The following is a 15,713-nucleotide window of genomic DNA, read 5'->3' as shown; positions in this document are numbered from 1 at the left end:
CGAGGACTGGCCAACCACGTGTTCGAGACGCTTTCCGACCGGCTGACATCGGTCTTCTCCTCCCTCCGATCCAAGGGTCGGCTGTCCGACGCCGACATCGACGCGACCGCCCGCGAGATCCGCATCGCGCTGCTCGAAGCCGATGTCGCGCTCCCGGTGGTCAGGGCCTTCGTCGCCCGAGTCAAGGAACGGGCCCGCGGAGCGGAGGTCTCGCAGGCGCTCAACCCGGCCCAGCAGGTCGTCAAGATCGTCAACGACGAGCTGATCGAGGTCCTCGGCGGTGAGACGCGCAGGCTCCGCTACGCGAAGACGCCGCCGACCGTGATCATGCTCGCCGGCCTCCAGGGCTCCGGTAAGACCACGCTGGCGGGCAAGCTCGCCAAGTGGCTGCGCGATCAGGGTCACGTGCCGCTGCTGGTCGCCGCCGACCTGCAGCGCCCCAACGCGGTGCAGCAGCTGCAGGTCATGGGCGAGCGCGCGCAGGTCGCGGTCTTCGCGCCGGAGCCCGGCAACGGCGTCGGCGACCCGGTCGACGTCTCCCGCCGCTCCGTCGAGGAGGCCAGGCGCCAGCAGCACGACGTCGTCATCATCGACACCGCCGGCCGCCTCGGCATCGACCAGGAGCTGATGCAGCAGGCCGCCGACATCCGCGACGCGGTCAGCCCCGACGAGATCCTGTTCGTGGTCGACGCCATGATCGGTCAGGACGCCGTCACCACGGCCCAGGCGTTCATGGACGGCGTCGGCTTCGACGGCGTGGTGCTCACCAAGCTCGACGGCGACGCCCGCGGCGGCGCGGCCCTGTCGGTCCGCCACATCACCGGCCGCCCGATCATGTTCGCCTCCACCGGCGAGAAGATCGAGGACTTCGACGCCTTCCACCCTGACCGGATGGCCTCCCGGATCCTCGACATGGGTGACATCCTCACCCTGATCGAGCAGGCCCAGAAGACGTTCGACGAGGAGCAGGCCGCCAAGATGGCGGGCAAGCTCACCTCGGGCGAGAACTTCACCCTGGAAGACTTCCTCGAGCAGATGATGATGGTCCAGAAGATGGGCCCCATCAAGAACCTGCTCGGCATGATGCCCGGCATGGGGCAGATGCGCGACCAGATCAATTCGATCGACGACCGCGACCTCGACCGCATCGCCGCCATCATCCGCTCGATGACCCCGGCCGAGCGCCAGGACCCGAAGATCATCAACGGGTCCCGGCGGGCCCGCATCGCGGCCGGCTCCGGCACGACCGTCAGCGCCGTCAACAACCTGGTCACCCGCTTCTTCGAGGCCCAGAAGATGATGAAGCGGATGGCCGGCGGCATGGGCATCCCCGGCATGCCGGGCGGCGGCAAGGGCAAGGGCAAGGGCTCCAAGAAGGCCAAGAAGGGGCGGCGCGTGAGCGGCGACCCGCGCAAGGCGGCGCTCGGGAAGAAGTCCTCCTCGGGCCAGCAGCCGGCCGCGCCCAAGCAGGGCGGCCTGCTGGGCAACCTCGGCGGCGGCAAGCTGCCGCCGGGCGTCGAGCTGCCTCCCGGCTTCGACCCGTCGAAGCTGCGGCTGCCCGGTCAGAAGTAATCGTCGCGCGGCGGGCGTGTGAGTCCCGGGCAGTGTCCGGCATCTGGCAGAATGACATGTTGGAACATCGTGACCAGGTGGGTGCCCTCTCACCTCCCGCCGGCCGCGCCTGTCCCTTGAGCGGACTCACATCGTGCCCCACTCGATGCGGAGCCGCTCGCTCGTGTCTGTGAACGCAGGAGAGACCACACCCGTGGCAGTCAAGATCAAGCTCAAGCGGCTCGGGATGATCCGCAACGCTCAGTACCGCATCATCGTCGCCGACAGCCGCACCAAGCGTGACGGCCGGGCGATCGAGGAGATCGGTCTGTACCACCCGAAGGAGAACCCTTCGCGCATCCAGGTCGACGGCGAGCGCGTGGCCTACTGGCTCGGCGTCGGCGCCCAGCCGACCGAGCCCGTGCTGAAGCTGCTCAAGCTCACCGGCGACTGGCAGAAGTTCAAGGGCGAGCCCGCCCCGGCCCCGCTCAAGGTGGCCGAGCCGGCGCCCGACCGGCACGCCATCTACGAGGCCGCGGCCAAGGAGGCCCTGGCCGGTGGCGACACCGGCACGGCCGCCACCACGCCGCCGAAGAAGTCCAAGAAGAAGGACGAGGCCGAGGCCCCCGCCGAGACCCCGTCCGAGGGCGAGGGCTGACGTGCTCGAGGAGGCCCTCGAGCACCTCGTGAAGGGCATCGTCGAACATCCCGACGATGTCCGGGTCCGCGCACGCCGCATCCGCAGCGGGCGCGTCCTGGAGGTCCGGGTGCACCCTGACGACCTGGGCAAGGTCATCGGCCGCGGCGGCCGTACCGCCAAAGCCCTGCGCACGGTCGTGAACGCCCTGGCCGACGGGAAGTACGTCCGGGTCGACCTGCTCGACCTGCACGAAGCAGTCCGTTAGCGTCAGGATTCGCGCGCCCTCATCGGGTCATCCCGGTGAGGGCGTCGTGGTTTGGAGAGGGAAGGTCCACGTGCAGCTGGTCGTCGGCCGGATAGGCCGCCCGCACGGAGTGCGCGGCGAGGTCACCGTGGAGGTACGCACCGACGATCCCGAGCTGCGCTTCGCCGTCGGCAACACCCTCGCCACCGACCCGCCCGAGCGCGGGCCGCTGGTGGTCGAGGGCCGCCGCCGGCACAAGGACATGCTGCTGCTGACCCTGGCCGGCGTCACCGACCGCGACCAGGCCGAAGAGCTGCGCGGCACCATGATCGTCATCGACTCCTCCGAGATCGAGCCGTCCGACGACCCCGACGAGTTCCACGATCACCAGCTCATCGGGCTCACCGTGGAGACCGTCGGCGGCGAGACCGTCGGCGAGGTGGAGGACGTCCTCCACCACGGCCAGGACCTGCTCGTGGTGCGCCGCGCCGGCCGCGACGAGGCGCTCATCCCGTTCGTGAAGGCGCTGGTCCCGGTGGTGGACCTGGAGGGCGGCAGGCTCGTCGTCGACCCGCCGGAAGGGCTGCTGTGAGGCTCGACATCATCTCGATCTTCCCCGAGTACTTCGGGCCGCTGGACGTCTCGCTGATCGGCAAGGCACGCGAGCGCGGCATCCTCGACATCCGCGTCCACCAGCTCCGCGACTGGGCCCACGACGTCCACAAGACCGTCGACGACACCCCGTACGGCGGCGGCCCCGGCATGGTGATGAAGCCGGAGGTCTGGGGCGAGGCCATCGACGACGTGATCGGAGACGGCGCCCCCCGGATGATCGTCCCGACGCCGAGCGGCCGGCCGTTCACCCAGGAGCTCGCCCAGGAGCTGGCGGAGGAGGAGTGGCTGCTGTTCGCCTGCGGCCGCTACGAGGGCATCGACGCCAGAGTCATGGTCGAGTACGGGTCGCGCCTGCGCGTCGACGAGGTGAGCATCGGCGACTACGTGCTGGCCGGGGGCGAGGTCGCGGTGCTGGTGATGGTGGAGGCCGTCGGCCGGCTGCTGCCCGGCGTGCTGGGCAACACCCTCTCCGCCGTCGACGACTCCTTCGCGCCCGGGGCCATGCGCAACCTGCTCGAAGGCCCCGTCTACACCAAGCCGCCCCGCTGGCGGGGGCACGAGGTGCCCGAGGTGCTGCTGTCCGGCCATCACGGCAAGGTCGCCCGGTGGCGGCGTGACCAGGCGCTCCGCCGTACCGTCGAGACCAGGCCCGACCTGATCGCGGCGATCGACCCCGACACGCTCGACAAGCACGATCGGCGGCTTCTGGAGGAGCTGGAGTTTCGCGTCCCTCCGGAAGATATGGCACACTGAAGCGTTGCCAACTGCCCCGCGGTTGGCCCAGCATGCCCGGGAGGCTTCCCGGGTTCACCGAATCAGCAGGCGTGTCCACCGCGAGCCCCGGCCGGGTGGACCTCCGCGTGCTCGCGAGACTTGAGGAAGCATCTCTCATGCACACGAAGATCCAGGAGATCGAGAAGGCCAACCTGCGCAGCGACGTGCCGGACTTCCGGCCCGGCGACACGCTCGAGGTCCACGTACGCGTCGTCGAAGGCAACCGGTCCCGCGTCCAGGTCTTCAAGGGGTTCGTGCTGCGCCGTCAGGGCGGCGGCTCCCGCGAGACCTTCACCGTCCGCAAGGTCAGCTACGGCGTCGGCGTCGAGCGTACCTTCCCGGTGCACAGCCCGGTGATCGACAAGATCGTCGTGGCCGCCCGCGGCGACGTGCGCCGCGCCAAGCTCTACTACATGCGCGACCTGCGCGGCAAGGCCGCCCGCATCCGCGAGAAGCGCGAGACGTCCGCCAAGTGAGGTCCGCGCGGTGACGGCCTGTCCCTTCCGGGGGCGGGCCGTTCCTCCTTTGCGGAGGTCTTCCCTTTATGTGGAGCGACCCGTGCCGGGTGTAACGTCGGTCGAGGCTTGTCGAGCCCGCACATCATCTAGGCTCGTCACCGATGACTAGCGAGAGCCAGGAGCACGGCGCTACGCGCCGCCCTGTCGAGGACGAGGTGGACGTGGTCGCCGAAGACACTCAACAACCGGCACGGAGCGGAGAGCCGGACGAAGGCGCGAAGGACGACACGACGGACAAGGACAAGAAGGGCTCCTTCTGGAAAGAGCTGCCCGTCCTGATCGTGGTGGCCCTGGCACTCGCCCTGCTCATCAAGACCTTCGTCATCCAGGCGTTCTACATCCCCTCCGAGTCGATGGAGAACACCCTCCTGACGAACGACCGGGTCCTCGTCAACAAGCTCGTCTACCACACCCGCGACATCGAGCGCGGCGACGTCGTGGTCTTCTCCGGCGTCAACTCCTGGGACGGCGAGTTCCAGATGGAGGAGCCGAGCAACCCGGTCGAGGGGTTCTTCCGGTGGGTCGGCACCGCGTTCGGCGTCGTGCCCGGCGAGAAGGACTACATCAAGCGGGTCATCGGCATCGGCGGCGACCGCGTCGAGTGCTGCGACAAGGAACACCGCATCACCATCAACGGGGTGCCGATCGACGAAAGCTCCTACCTCTATCCGGGCGACCTGCCCTCCCGGGAGGAGTTCAAGGCCGACGTGCCGCCCGGTCACCTCTGGGTGATGGGCGACCACCGCCAGGTCTCCATGGACTCCCGCTCCCACACCGGCGACCCCGGCGGCGGAGCCATCCCCGAGAGCCAGGTCATCGGGCGCGCCTTCGTCATCGTCTGGCCGTTCTCCCGGGCCACCACGATCCCCATCCCTGAGACGTTCGCGCAGCCCGCGCTCCAGGCGCTCACCGGAGCCGCACCGCTGGTGTCCGGGTTCGCGCTGGCCGTTCCCCTGATTCTGGTACGTCGGCGCTGGCTGGGGAGAAAGCGCTGATGGCCGGCACCGAGAAGGCGGAGTCCTTGGAGAAGAAGAAAAAGGGCACCTTTCGGGAGACCATCCTTCTGCTGATCACGGGCATCGGCATCGCGCTGCTGCTGCAGGCGTTCGTGATCGGGTCGTTCTACATCCCCTCGGAGTCGATGGAGAACACCCTGAAGATCAACGACCGGGTGTTCGTCAACAAGCTCGCCGGGCCGCCCGGACGCGGCGACATCGTGGTGTTCAAAGGCTGGAACGGCGAAGACACCATCAAGCGCGTGATCGGCGTCGGCGGCGACCGGGTCAAGTGCTGCGACTCCGAGCGGCGCATCACGATCAACGGCAAGCCGCTCGACGAGTCGTCCTACCTCTATCCCGACGACTACCCGTCGGGCGACGAGTTCGACGTCAAGGTGCCCCCGGGCACGCTCTGGCTGATGGGCGACCACCGCAGCGCCTCCGCCGACGCGCGCAGCCACGTGGACGACGGCGACAGCGCCTTCATCCCGGTGGACGACGTCATCGGCACGGCGGTCGTCCGCTACTGGCCGCTCGGCCGCGGGACGATCTTCACCAAGCCGGACAGCTTCGCAGAGGTCGAGTAGTCGCGGTTTGCGCCGGATGGGGCGTACGCTTCCTGTGTCATGACAGTAGCGTTCCGCCCTCGGCCGAGCGTGGTCCGGCGAGACTCCGGGCTCTACGCGTACGAGCGGGCGCTGGCCCGCCGCGGGCTGACCCCCATCGCCGGAGTCGATGAGGCAGGCCGTGGCGCCTGTGCCGGCCCGCTGGTCGTCGCCGCCGTCGTCCTGCGCAGGCCGGTCGAGGGGCTGGGTGACTCCAAGCTGCTCACCCCCGCCGTGCGGGAGCGGCTGCACGACCGGATCCTCGCCACCGCGCACGTCGGCATCGTGGTCATCCCGCCGGAGACCATCGACGCCCGCGGGCTCCACAAGTGCAACGTGGCGGGAATGCGGCGGGCCGTCGCGCGGTTGACCTGTCACCCGGGATACATCCTCACCGACGGCTTCCCGGTGCCGGGCCTGCCGGCGCCGTCCCTGGCGGTCTGGAAGGGAGATCAGGTGGCCGCCTGCGTGGCGGCGGCGTCGATCGTGGCGAAGGTGACGAGGGACCGGCTGATGGCCTCCCTCGACGAGGAGTTCCCGCAGTACGGCTTCGCCGATCACAAGGGGTATGTCACACGACAGCATCGTCTCGCACTCGAAACATACGGCCCGTGCCCGCACCACCGATACTCCTTCGTCACGGTGGCCAGGGGGATGGGCGAGAATGAATTGGGGGCCGGGGTTGCCTGATCAGGCACACCGGGGGACCGGTACGACAGGAGGACCGCGATGAGCGCAGAGGATCTCGAGAAGTACGAGACCGAGATGGAGCTGCAGCTTTACCGCGAATACCGCGATGTCGTCGGCTTGTTCACCTACGTTGTGGAAACGGAGCGGCGCTTCTACCTGACGAACTCGGTCGACCTGGAGGTCCGCACGGCGGAGAACGGGGACGTGTTCTTCGACGTGAAGATGCAGGACGCGTGGGTGTGGGACATGTACCGGCCCGCGCGGTTCGTGAAGAACGTCCGTGTGGTCACGTTCAAGGACGTCAACGTCGAAGAGCTGGCCAAGGCCGACCTGGAGATGCCCAAGGAGGGCTTCTCGGGGTGACAGGCTGATGGAAGGGGGCGCGAGTGCTTCGCGCCCCTTTCTGCTGTCTGCAGGATGCCTTGTGCTGTAGGGAGAGCGCCCGGCTTTCGCTGTCTACAGGGCGCCTTGTGCTGCCCGCCTTCTGCTGCCCGCAGGGCGTCCGCCTTTTGCTGCCCGCCGAGCGCCCGCTTTCCGCTGTCCACAGGGCGCCCTCCGTCCCCTTCGCTATCCCCAGAACCCCGTTCGGGCCGAGGCCCGCCACCCTCCGTGCGCCAAGGTCGGTGCCCGGAGGTGGCACACATGGCCGCGAAGAACGAACTCGGCAGGCACGGCGAACAACTCGCCGCCGACTACCTGCGTGCCGAGGGCATGACCATCATCGAGCGCAACTGGCGCTGCCGCCACGGCGAGATCGACATCCTCGCCGAGGACGGCTCCACCCTCGTGGTGGTCGAGGTGAAAACCCGATCGAGCACGTCACACGGCACGGCCCTGGAATCCGTGCGCCCCGCCAAGCTGGCCCGCCTGCGCGCCCTGGCCGCCAAGTGGCTGGCCGCGGAGTCCCGCTCGTACGCCGCCGTCAGGATCGACGTGATCGCCCTGGAACGGTTCGCCGGTGACTACTCCCTGCGTCACGTGCGGGGGGCGTCGTAGATGGCCGTCGCGCGCACCCGCAGCGTCGCCCTCGTCGGCGTCACCGGCAGCTGCGTGGAGGTGGAGGCCGACGTCGGCAACGGGCTGGCGGGCATCCATCTCATCGGGCTGCCCGACGCGGCGCTGAGCGAGGCCAGAGAGCGAGTCCGCTCGGCCCTGGTCAACAGCCACTTCCCGTGGCCCGACGCCCGCATCACCGTCAGCCTCTTCCCCGCCAGCGTCCCGAAACGCGGCAGCCAGTTCGACCTGGCCATCGCGATGGCCATCCTGGGCGCCGCAGGCGTGGTGCCGGTGGCAGGCGTCGCCGCGCCGTTCTTCCTGGGCGAGCTCGGCCTCGACGGCCGTCTGCGCCCGGTGCGCGGCGTGCTCCCGTCCGTGCTGAGCGCGGCCAAGCAGGGCGACGACGTCACGGTCGTGGTCCCGGCGGCCAACGCCGCGGAGGCGGCCCTGGTCCCCGGCGTGCGGGTGGTTCCGGCACCCGACCTGCGACGGCTCGTGGAATGGCTACGCGCGGGCGAGTTCCCACCGTGCCCGTCCCCGGATCCAGGCCCCTCCCCGTCGGGCTACCCAGGCGAGGGCTTCGGGGAATCGGGACGTACGGGTCGTGCCGACGGGCGTGCGGGGCCGGGGGAGTCCGGGCATACGGGTCGTGCCGACGGGCGTGCGGGGCCGGGGGAGTCCGGGCATACGGGTCGTGCCGACGGGCGTGCGAGGTCGGGGGAGCCCGGACGTACGAGTCCTGTGGACGGGCATGCCGGGCTCGACGCCGAGGCACGTGCCGCATTCGGGCAGACCGGGCATCCCCAGCCGTCCCCTGCCCTCCACATGGCGACCGGCGTGCGACCCGACGTGGACCTGTCCGACGTGGTCGGCCAGCCGATGGCCAGGCGAGCCCTGGAGATCTGCGCCGCGGGCAACCACAACCTCTGGATGCTCGGCCCGCCCGGCACCGGCAAGACCCTCCTGGCCGAACGCCTGCCCACCCTCCTCCCCGACCTGGAGCTCGACCATGCCCTGGAGGTGACGGCCATCCACTCCGTCGCCGGCGCGCTCCCGCCGGACAGCCCGATGGTGTTCCGGCCGCCGTTCATCAGCCCCCACCACACCGCCACGGCGGCGGCGATCGTGGGCGGCGGCAGCTCCGTGGTCCGTCCCGGCGCGGTCTCCCTGGCTCACCGGGGCATCCTCTTCATGGACGAGGCGCCCGAGTTCCCCTCCCACGTGCTCGACTCGCTACGCCAGCCGCTGGAGTCCGGTCAGGTCACCGTGTCGAGATCGGCGGGATCCGTCACTTTCCCTGCCCGTTTCATCCTGGTCCTGGCCGCCAACCCCTGCCCCTGCGCCCAGCCGCGCGACAAGGGCGGCGGGTGCCAGTGCTCGCCCAAGGTCCGCCGCCGCTACCTGGGCAGGCTGTCCGGCCCGCTGCTGGACCGTATCGACATGAAGGTCACCGTGGCGCGCTCGTCCAGGCGCGAGCTGATGGCCGACCGGCAGTTCGTCGAGACCAGCGAGACCGTGGCCGCCCGCGTCCGCGAGGCCCGCCTCCGGGCGGCCGAACGCCTCGCCGGCACCCCATGGCGGACGAACGCCGAGATCCCCTCAGCGGCCCTGCACTCCCGCTTCCGCCCGTCCGACGCCGCCATGAAGCCCATGACGAGCTGCCTCGACTCCGGCTCACTGAGCGCCCGCGGCCTCGACCGGGTAGTCCGAGTGGCCTGGACCCTCGCCGACTTGGCAGGCAAAGCCCGCCCCGACGAGAACGAGACCTCAGCCGCACTGGCCCTCTGGCTAGGCCTCGACCCGTGACCACCCATCATGACCATCCCGGAGGGACCACGATGAGTACCCCCGAGCATGAGGCGAGAGCCGCCCTCATGCGCGCCGCCGACGCCGGCGACACCGTCATGGGCGACCTGGTCGCCCAGATCGGCCCCACGCAAGCGGTCCAGGCCATCCGCGAGAGGGCCGCACCGCCCGGGTTCGCCACCGACGAGCTGACGCGCCGCCTCCAGACCTGGCACGCCCGCCTGGACGGCTCCGACCCTGCGGCCGACCTCGAAGCGGGCGAGCGCACCGGCGCCCGCCTGATCATCCCCGGCGACCCCGAATGGCCCACCCAACTCGACGCGCTCGGTGCCGGCCGCCCGCTCGGCCTCTGGCTCCACGGCACAGCCGACCTGCGCTTCTCCTGCCTCCGCTCGGTCGCGGTGGTCGGCGCACGAGCGGCCACCTCCTACGGCGTCCACGTCGCCGCCCAGTTCGGTGTCGGGCTGAGCGAGGCGGGATGGACGGTGGTGTCCGGCGGCGCGTTCGGCATCGACGGCGCCGCCCACCGGGGATCACTGGCCGCCGGAGGCACCACGGTGGTGGTCCTGGCCTGCGGCGTCGACTACTGCTACCCGGCCGAGCACCGCTCCCTGTTCGCCGGCGCCCGCGACCAGGGCGTCCTCGTCAGCGAATGCCCGCCGGGCGTCCGGCCGACCCGGGCCCGCTTCCTCATCAGGAACCGGCTGATCGCCGCCCTGTCCAGAGGCACCGTGGTCGTGGAGGCGGCCGTACGCAGTGGCGCCCTCAACACGGCCGGCCACGCCCTCGCCCTCGACAGACATCTCGGCGCCGTCCCCGGCCCCATCACCTCCAGCCTCTCCGACGGCTGCCACCGCCTCATCCGCGAGAACAAGGCCGTCTGCGTCACCACCCCGGAGGAGATGATCGAACTCGTCGGCGTCATGGGCGACGACCTCGCCCCGGTCCCACGGGCCCCCGCCCTGCCCAGAGACTCCCTGCCGGAGCCGACCAGACGCGTGCTGGACGCCGTCCCCACCCGGGTCAGCGCGGGCCCCGCCACCATCGCCGTCGCCGCCGGCGTAGACCTCAACACCGCCCTCAGTGCCCTCGGCTCCCTGGCAGCAGCGGGCTACCTCGACCGCACCCCCAACGGCTGGCGAGCCCGCCGCCCAGCCTCACCCGTCTACCCTCAAGCCCCCGCTACCGCCCTTCCCCCACCCACCAAGCCACCGGACCCCACCGAGCCGCGGGACCCCACCGAGCCACCGGACCCCACCGAGCCGCGGGACCCCACCGAGCCACCGGACCCCACCGAGCCACCGGACACCGGGCAGCCGGACTCCACCAGTCAACGGGACTTCGCCGGTCAGCCAGACCCTGCGGGGCTGCAGAACTTCACCGGTCAGCCGGACCTCATAGGTCAGCGGGACGCCACCGGTCAGGGGGACGCCGCCGGTCAGGGGGACCTAGTCGGTCAGCGGGACCTCATCGGGCTGCAGGACTCCGTCGGGCTGCAGGATTCCACCGGTCAGCTGGACTCCTCCGCGCTGCCGGACCCCATGAAACAACCGGACTCCACCGGGCCGTCAGACCCGCCCGTCGAGTCCGTACATCATGCGCCTGCCCTAGCAGAGAAGCCTCCGGACCCTGTCTCGACGTCGGAGGAGTCACCCGCCTTCTCTTCTGACGCCTCACCTGCCGCCCTCGACACCTTGATCCCCGCAGCTCGCCCATCTCCTGACTGAGCCGAGTCGGATGAGCTTCCGTCCTCGCGTCGCCACCACTGCGGCGCGAGGCGGCCCTCTCTGTCGTCCCACTCATCAACCGTCTCCGCGCCATCTGGTCCATCCATCGATCAGGAACTCACAAGCCAGCACTTTGTCCCGGAACGTCACTCACCCGCTAGAGGGTTGAGGTGAGACCGGCGGCGATTTTTTTGAGTTCGGCGGTGACGGCTTTGGCGCCGGAGAACTCCTTGGCATAGGTGGGGCTGAACATGATTTCGGCGCGCTGCCTTTCGCCCATGCGGAGGAAGAGTGTGGGGGTTCCGGCCATGCCGTCCTCGCCTACGTGCTGGATGATCAGGTAGCCGGTCCGGTCGCCGATGGTCACCTCCTCGCCGTCGCCCTCGTCGCGGTAGACCTGGATGCGGTCGTCGAGCTCGTGGACCGCCGCGTCCTCGTACATGTAGATCTGGACGCAGTAGAAGCCGTGCTCGTCGCCGTCGAAGTTGTACGAGGTCGTGTATCTGTCGCCGAAGTCCAGGGACCAGTTCGACCACTGCAGCCGTGGGGGTAGATATCCGACTTTGACGTGCTTGAACTCTTTTCCGTCGCCCAGGTCTCCGAGGTCCGGTGTCTGGGAGGGGGGTGGCGGGATGTCGTCGATGGGGGGTGGCTCCAGGGTGGCGGCGGTGGTGGCGTCCGGTGTGGCGGAGGCCGTGGGCTGCTGCACGGTGGCAAGCGTCGAGCCTAGGGTCAGGTAGCCGACGGGTGCGGCGGCGATGACGGCGGCGGAGGTGGCCAGCGCGGCGACCCGGGCCTTCTTGCGCCTGTCGCGGGAGGAGCGGATGACCCGGTCCGCCAGGTCGGGCGCGGCGTAGAGCCTCGCGGTCTCGTCCGCCATGATCCGGCGGATCTTGTCCTCAAAGGTGGGCATTCCTGATCACTCCTTCCGCTGATTCCCGGCCGAGCGCCGAGCGGAGCTTGGTCATGGCCTTCGACGCCTGACTCTTGACGGTGCCGACCGAGCAGCCGAGCACCTCGGCGGTCTGCGTCTCGCTGAGGTCCTCCCAGTAGCGCAGGACGACCACCGCGCGCTGCCGGGGCGGCAGGGCGCGCAGTGCCTCCATGAGCACGTGGCGGAGGTCGACGTCGCGCCCGCCGGCCGACCTCTCCGGCGGGCTGTGCGTCGGGATGATGCTGAGGATCGCCCGGCGGCGGGCGCGGCTGATGGCGGCGTTGATGATGACGCGGCGCACGTAGGGTTCGAGGCTGTCGTGGCGCACCCGGTCCCAGTTCCGGTACGTACGCTCCAGCGCTGTCTGTAACAGGTCCTCGGCCTCTGTCTCGTCACCACAGGCGAGATAGGCGACCCGCAGCAGGCTCGTGGCGCGCGCGGCCACGAAGGAGCCGAAGTCGTGTTCCATGCCGCTCACGGCAGACTTTCCGTTGTCACGCCTCCTAATACGCCCCGGCGGCCCCGAGCGTTGCCCGCCGGGCGGAGAAAGCGTGTCCGGGCCTGGCGTGAAGCGCGGCTCCGCCGTGTCGCCCGGCTCAAGGCGGAAGGCCCGGCAGCCGTACCGGAAGGAGAAGCCGCCTGATGAGCCTCGCCATCATCGACACGCGCATGACGGGCAACCAATCGGGGGGCCCAGGCGTATTGAAGAACGTCACTTCGCGTTCACGGAGGAGTCCTATGAAGCTCGCGACCGCGGCGATTCGGCCGCTGATCTCTTTAGGCGTCGGCCTGGCCGTGGCCGCCACCGCTCTCGCGGGTATGCCTGAGCCGGCCGCGGCGGCTCCGCCCGAGGGCGCCTACTGGCACTCCAGGGCGATCATGACGAGCACCCACCCCTGGCGGTTCGGCTCGAAGCGGGACCCCTACTCGCTCGTCGAGCGGACGATCTCGGAAAGCTGGAGCGCGCCCGACGGCCGGAAGTGGGCGGGGTACCGGGAGCTCGGGACACTGCCGGAAAGCGCGGCGGACAAGAAGGCGTGGCGGCGTGATGGCTCCCCCTCCAAGTGGAGCAAGTCGATCGACGGCAAGATCGTGAAGCTGTCCACCAAACCCACCAGGGGCCACGTGACCCCCGTACGGAGCCAGACCTCGTTCCAGCTCGCGGGGCAGTCCCTGACGTACGACGAGGTCCAGCGCCTGCCCGCCGACCCGGGCAACCTGAAGGACTGGCTCAGGAGGGCGGGCCAGGTCTTCCGGGTACAGAGCGGAACCCTCGACAACTGGGTCGTGCACAGCCTGATGGAGCTCCTGCACCGCATTCCCGCGCCGAAGGAGGTGCGTGCCGCCGCTTACCAGGCGCTGCTGACCATGCCGGACGTCCAGGTCGCGGGTCAGGCGAAGGATCCGCTGGGCAGGTCAGGGGTCGCCGTCCTGATCCGTCAGAACGAGGACAAGAAGAGGAGGAGTGCGGCCAGTGTCAGGCTGATCGTCGACACCGGAACGATGCTGCTGCTGTCATGGGACCAGAGGGTCACGCTCGACGGGAAGACGGTCGAGGGTAAGACCCTGAACGAGACGCTGGTCGAGGTCGGCTGGACCGACTCCCCTCCCGCCGTCCCGGCCCTGCCCTAGCTCGCCCGGCGATCCCTTTTCGGGGTGGTGGGCCTTGATCGTGGTTTCGGTGGTGTCCTGGCTCGTCTGGCGGGCTGTCGTCGTGGAGGGGTGCCCCTCGGGTGTCGTTCTGGGGCTGTCCTGGCTTGCCCGGCAGTGCCTCTTTCGGGGGCGTTGTGGGGTGGTGGAGGATGAGGGCATGGGGGCGGCTGTGGATGTCGATGAGGTGTTGGGGGAGTTCGAGGCGTATCTGCGGTTCGAGCGTGACCTTTCGCCTCATACGGTCAGGGCGTACCTGGGCGACGTGGCCTCGCTGCTGCGGCACCTCGGCGGCACGCTGGAGGGCGCGGACGTGGCGGCGCTGCGGGAGTGGCTCGCGGCGCAGCACGACGCGGGGAAGGCTCGGGCGACGCTGGCACGGCGGACGGCGTGCTTGCGGACGTTCACGGCCTTCTGTCATCGGCGGGGGTGGCTGCCCGACGATCCGGGTCTGCTGCTGGGCACGGCCAAGGCGCCTCGCGCATTGCCCGCCGTACTCGATCAGGAGCAGGCCCGGCAGGTGCTTGACGCGTCGTCCGCTGGGGAGCCCAAGGATCTGCGCGATCAGGCCATGCTGGAGTTGCTGTACGCGACGGGGATCCGGGTCAGTGAGCTGTGCGGGCTCGACGTCGACGACGTGGATCGGGATCGGCGGGTCGTGCGGGTGCTGGGCAAGGGGCGTAAGGAGCGGGCGGTTCCGTTCGGGGCGCCGGCGCTGGGGGCGCTCGATCGGTGGTGTGTGCATGGCAGGCCCCTGTTCATGCGTGAGAAGAGTGGTCCCGCGCTGTTTCTGGGGGTGCGGGGAGGGAGGATCGACGCCGGTACGGTCAGGCGGGTCGTGCATGCGCGGCTGCGGCAGGTGGAGGGCACGCCTGACATGGGGCCGCACGGGGTCCGGCACAGCGCGGCCACTCATCTGCTCGAAGGTGGCGCTGACCTGCGCAGTGTTCAGGAGCTGCTCGGTCACGCATCCCTGAGTAGCACCCAGGTTTATACGCACGTCTCGATAGAACGCCTTCGCCGCGCTTTCGAGCAGGCTCATCCTCGTGCTTGAGTGCCTTCGACTGGGCCGACCTTTGTGTCTGAGGGTGGGGTCTGCGCTGTGCCTACCTGACGGGTAGGCGTTCCCCTGTTTTCAGCGTCGGCGCTGTTTTCGGTGTTGGCCTCTGGTGGGAGGGCGGGGGGAGTGCTTGCCGTGCGTTCTCTTACGGAGGATGCGGAGCAGGAGTCCGAGCAGGAAGAGGGCGCTGAGTAGGGCCGCCAGGCCGAGGGGGTGCGGTAGCGGGGTGGTGGCGGAGTGACGGCGGATGGGCGGGAGCTGGGTTTCGCTGGGGGCCGCGCCCGGTTGTGCTGGTGAGGCGTCGGTAAGCGGGGGGCGAGCTGTCGTCGGGAGTTGGGCGGGAGTCGCGGTGGGTGCGGTCCGGGCTGTCCGGGAGTTCTCCGCAGGTACGGGTGGGTCTGATGGCGGAATGCCTGGCTGGGTGGTGAGTGGTCCTGATGGCCAGAAGGGCAGGAGGCGGATGCGGGCACCGGCCAGCAGGAGGAGAGGGTCGAGGTAGGTCGTGCCTGTCCGGAGCCCCCAGTGGAGGCAGGACTCCGGGCAGTGCGGCGGGGTGGGGCCGCTGAGGGTGCCGAGGGGGTCTCCGGCCGTTACGGGGTCACCGACGTGGACTGCTGGGGTGACCGGCAGGTAGGTGGTGCGCAGGCCGCCGGGGTGGTTGACGGTGACGACGCCGCGGCCCCCCACGGGACCCGCGAAACCGATCGAGCCCGGGCCGGCGGCGAGGACCGGCTCGCCTGGTGACGCGGCGAGGTCGACGCCTCTGTGGCCCGCCAGCCAGGGTGCGGGCGGTGGGGAGAAACGGCGAAGGACCTCGGGGGTGCCGTCCAGGGGCCAGCGCCAGAGAGTACGGGCGGGCATGCCACCGGTAGAGGGCGCGGCGACAGGGGTCCGGGCGGGGAAGC

The 15,713-nt window shown here is 70.0% G+C and carries 18 protein-coding genes; 15 read left to right on the top strand and 3 right to left on the bottom strand.

The window, feature by feature from the left end:
- Positions 1-18 precede the first annotated feature (18 nt).
- The 13 genes from ffh (at position 19) to dprA (ending at position 11,164) form a co-directional block, all read left to right on the top strand.
- Positions 19-1,572 (top strand): signal recognition particle protein, encoded by a 1,554-nt coding sequence (ffh, locus tag AB0J42_RS14750; RefSeq protein ID WP_364293582.1) that lies wholly within the window; start codon positions 19-21, stop codon positions 1,570-1,572.
- Between the two features lie 193 nt (positions 1,573-1,765).
- Positions 1,766-2,209, top strand: coding sequence for a 30S ribosomal protein S16 (rpsP, locus tag AB0J42_RS14745; RefSeq protein WP_364293579.1), 444 nt, complete (start codon positions 1,766-1,768; stop codon positions 2,207-2,209).
- A gap of 1 nt (position 2,210) precedes the next feature.
- A complete protein-coding gene (locus AB0J42_RS14740) occupies positions 2,211-2,456 on the top strand; it encodes an RNA-binding protein (protein ID WP_148033779.1) in 246 nt (81 codons plus the stop codon).
- A gap of 70 nt (positions 2,457-2,526) precedes the next feature.
- A complete protein-coding gene (rimM, locus tag AB0J42_RS14735) occupies positions 2,527-3,027 on the top strand; it encodes a ribosome maturation factor RimM (protein ID WP_364293576.1) in 501 nt (166 codons plus the stop codon).
- Positions 3,024-3,803: a tRNA (guanosine(37)-N1)-methyltransferase TrmD gene (trmD, locus tag AB0J42_RS14730; RefSeq protein WP_364293573.1), complete on the top strand. Its 780-nt coding sequence runs from the start codon at positions 3,024-3,026 to the stop codon at positions 3,801-3,803. The genes rimM and trmD overlap by 4 nt, the downstream gene beginning before the upstream one ends.
- Before the next feature lie 137 nt (positions 3,804-3,940).
- On the top strand, positions 3,941-4,300 hold the full coding sequence (rplS, locus tag AB0J42_RS14725; RefSeq protein ID WP_364293570.1) for a 50S ribosomal protein L19: 360 nt from the start codon (positions 3,941-3,943) through the stop codon (positions 4,298-4,300).
- Between the two features lie 143 nt (positions 4,301-4,443).
- Positions 4,444-5,337 (top strand): signal peptidase I, encoded by an 894-nt coding sequence (gene lepB / locus AB0J42_RS14720; RefSeq protein ID WP_364293567.1) that lies wholly within the window; start codon positions 4,444-4,446, stop codon positions 5,335-5,337.
- Positions 5,337-5,927, top strand: a complete 591-nt coding sequence (gene lepB, locus AB0J42_RS14715) for a signal peptidase I (RefSeq protein ID WP_364293564.1) — start codon at positions 5,337-5,339, stop codon at positions 5,925-5,927. The genes lepB (AB0J42_RS14720) and lepB (AB0J42_RS14715) overlap by 1 nt, the downstream gene beginning before the upstream one ends.
- Before the next feature lie 39 nt (positions 5,928-5,966).
- Positions 5,967-6,635: a ribonuclease HII gene (locus AB0J42_RS14710; protein WP_364293561.1), complete on the top strand. Its 669-nt coding sequence runs from the start codon at positions 5,967-5,969 to the stop codon at positions 6,633-6,635.
- Between the two features lie 39 nt (positions 6,636-6,674).
- Positions 6,675-6,998, top strand: a complete 324-nt coding sequence (locus AB0J42_RS14705; protein ID WP_219511909.1) for a DUF2469 domain-containing protein — start codon at positions 6,675-6,677, stop codon at positions 6,996-6,998.
- Between the two features lie 279 nt (positions 6,999-7,277).
- Positions 7,278-7,631, top strand: coding sequence for a YraN family protein (locus AB0J42_RS14700; protein ID WP_364293558.1), 354 nt, complete (start codon positions 7,278-7,280; stop codon positions 7,629-7,631).
- The gene (locus tag AB0J42_RS14695; protein ID WP_364293555.1) at positions 7,632-9,437 is read left to right on the top strand and encodes a YifB family Mg chelatase-like AAA ATPase; all 1,806 of its coding nucleotides are present in this window, start codon (positions 7,632-7,634) and stop codon (positions 9,435-9,437) included.
- Positions 9,438-9,469: 32 nt separating this feature from the next.
- Entirely contained in the window at positions 9,470-11,164 is a 1,695-nt protein-coding gene (dprA, locus tag AB0J42_RS14690) for a DNA-processing protein DprA (RefSeq protein WP_364293552.1), read from the top strand.
- A 157-nt stretch (positions 11,165-11,321) separates the two neighbouring features.
- Here the strand turns inward: dprA and AB0J42_RS14685 are convergent, their stop codons facing one another.
- Positions 11,322-12,077, bottom strand: a complete 756-nt coding sequence (locus tag AB0J42_RS14685) for a hypothetical protein (protein ID WP_364293549.1) — start codon at positions 12,075-12,077, stop codon at positions 11,322-11,324.
- Positions 12,064-12,567 carry a SigE family RNA polymerase sigma factor gene (locus tag AB0J42_RS14680; protein WP_364294051.1) on the bottom strand — a complete coding sequence of 168 codons (504 nt, stop codon included), beginning with the start codon at positions 12,565-12,567 and terminating at the stop codon, positions 12,064-12,066. Before AB0J42_RS14680 ends, AB0J42_RS14685 begins: the two co-directional genes overlap by 14 nt.
- Positions 12,568-12,836: 269 nt before the next feature.
- Here AB0J42_RS14680 and AB0J42_RS14675 point away from each other — a divergent pair, with 269 nt between their 5' ends.
- Both AB0J42_RS14675 and AB0J42_RS14670 read left to right on the top strand, forming a co-directional pair.
- Positions 12,837-13,730 carry a CU044_5270 family protein gene (locus AB0J42_RS14675; RefSeq protein WP_364293546.1) on the top strand — a complete coding sequence of 298 codons (894 nt, stop codon included), beginning with the start codon at positions 12,837-12,839 and terminating at the stop codon, positions 13,728-13,730.
- Positions 13,731-13,770: 40 nt separating this feature from the next.
- Entirely contained in the window at positions 13,771-14,802 is a 1,032-nt protein-coding gene (locus AB0J42_RS14670) for a tyrosine recombinase XerC (RefSeq protein ID WP_364294048.1), read from the top strand.
- A gap of 81 nt (positions 14,803-14,883) precedes the next feature.
- On the opposite strand, the gene AB0J42_RS14665 is transcribed toward AB0J42_RS14670, so the two are convergent.
- Positions 14,884-15,669 carry a peptidoglycan DD-metalloendopeptidase family protein gene (locus tag AB0J42_RS14665; protein WP_364294045.1) on the bottom strand — a complete coding sequence of 262 codons (786 nt, stop codon included), beginning with the start codon at positions 15,667-15,669 and terminating at the stop codon, positions 14,884-14,886.
- Between the last annotated feature and the right edge of the window lie 44 nt (positions 15,670-15,713).

Source organism: Nonomuraea sp. NPDC049649 (assembly GCF_040675175.1).
Lineage (GTDB): Bacteria > Actinomycetota > Actinomycetes > Streptosporangiales > Streptosporangiaceae > Nonomuraea.
The sequence above is the reverse complement of the archived record's forward strand: the minus strand, read 5'-3'. Positions and strand labels throughout refer to the sequence as shown.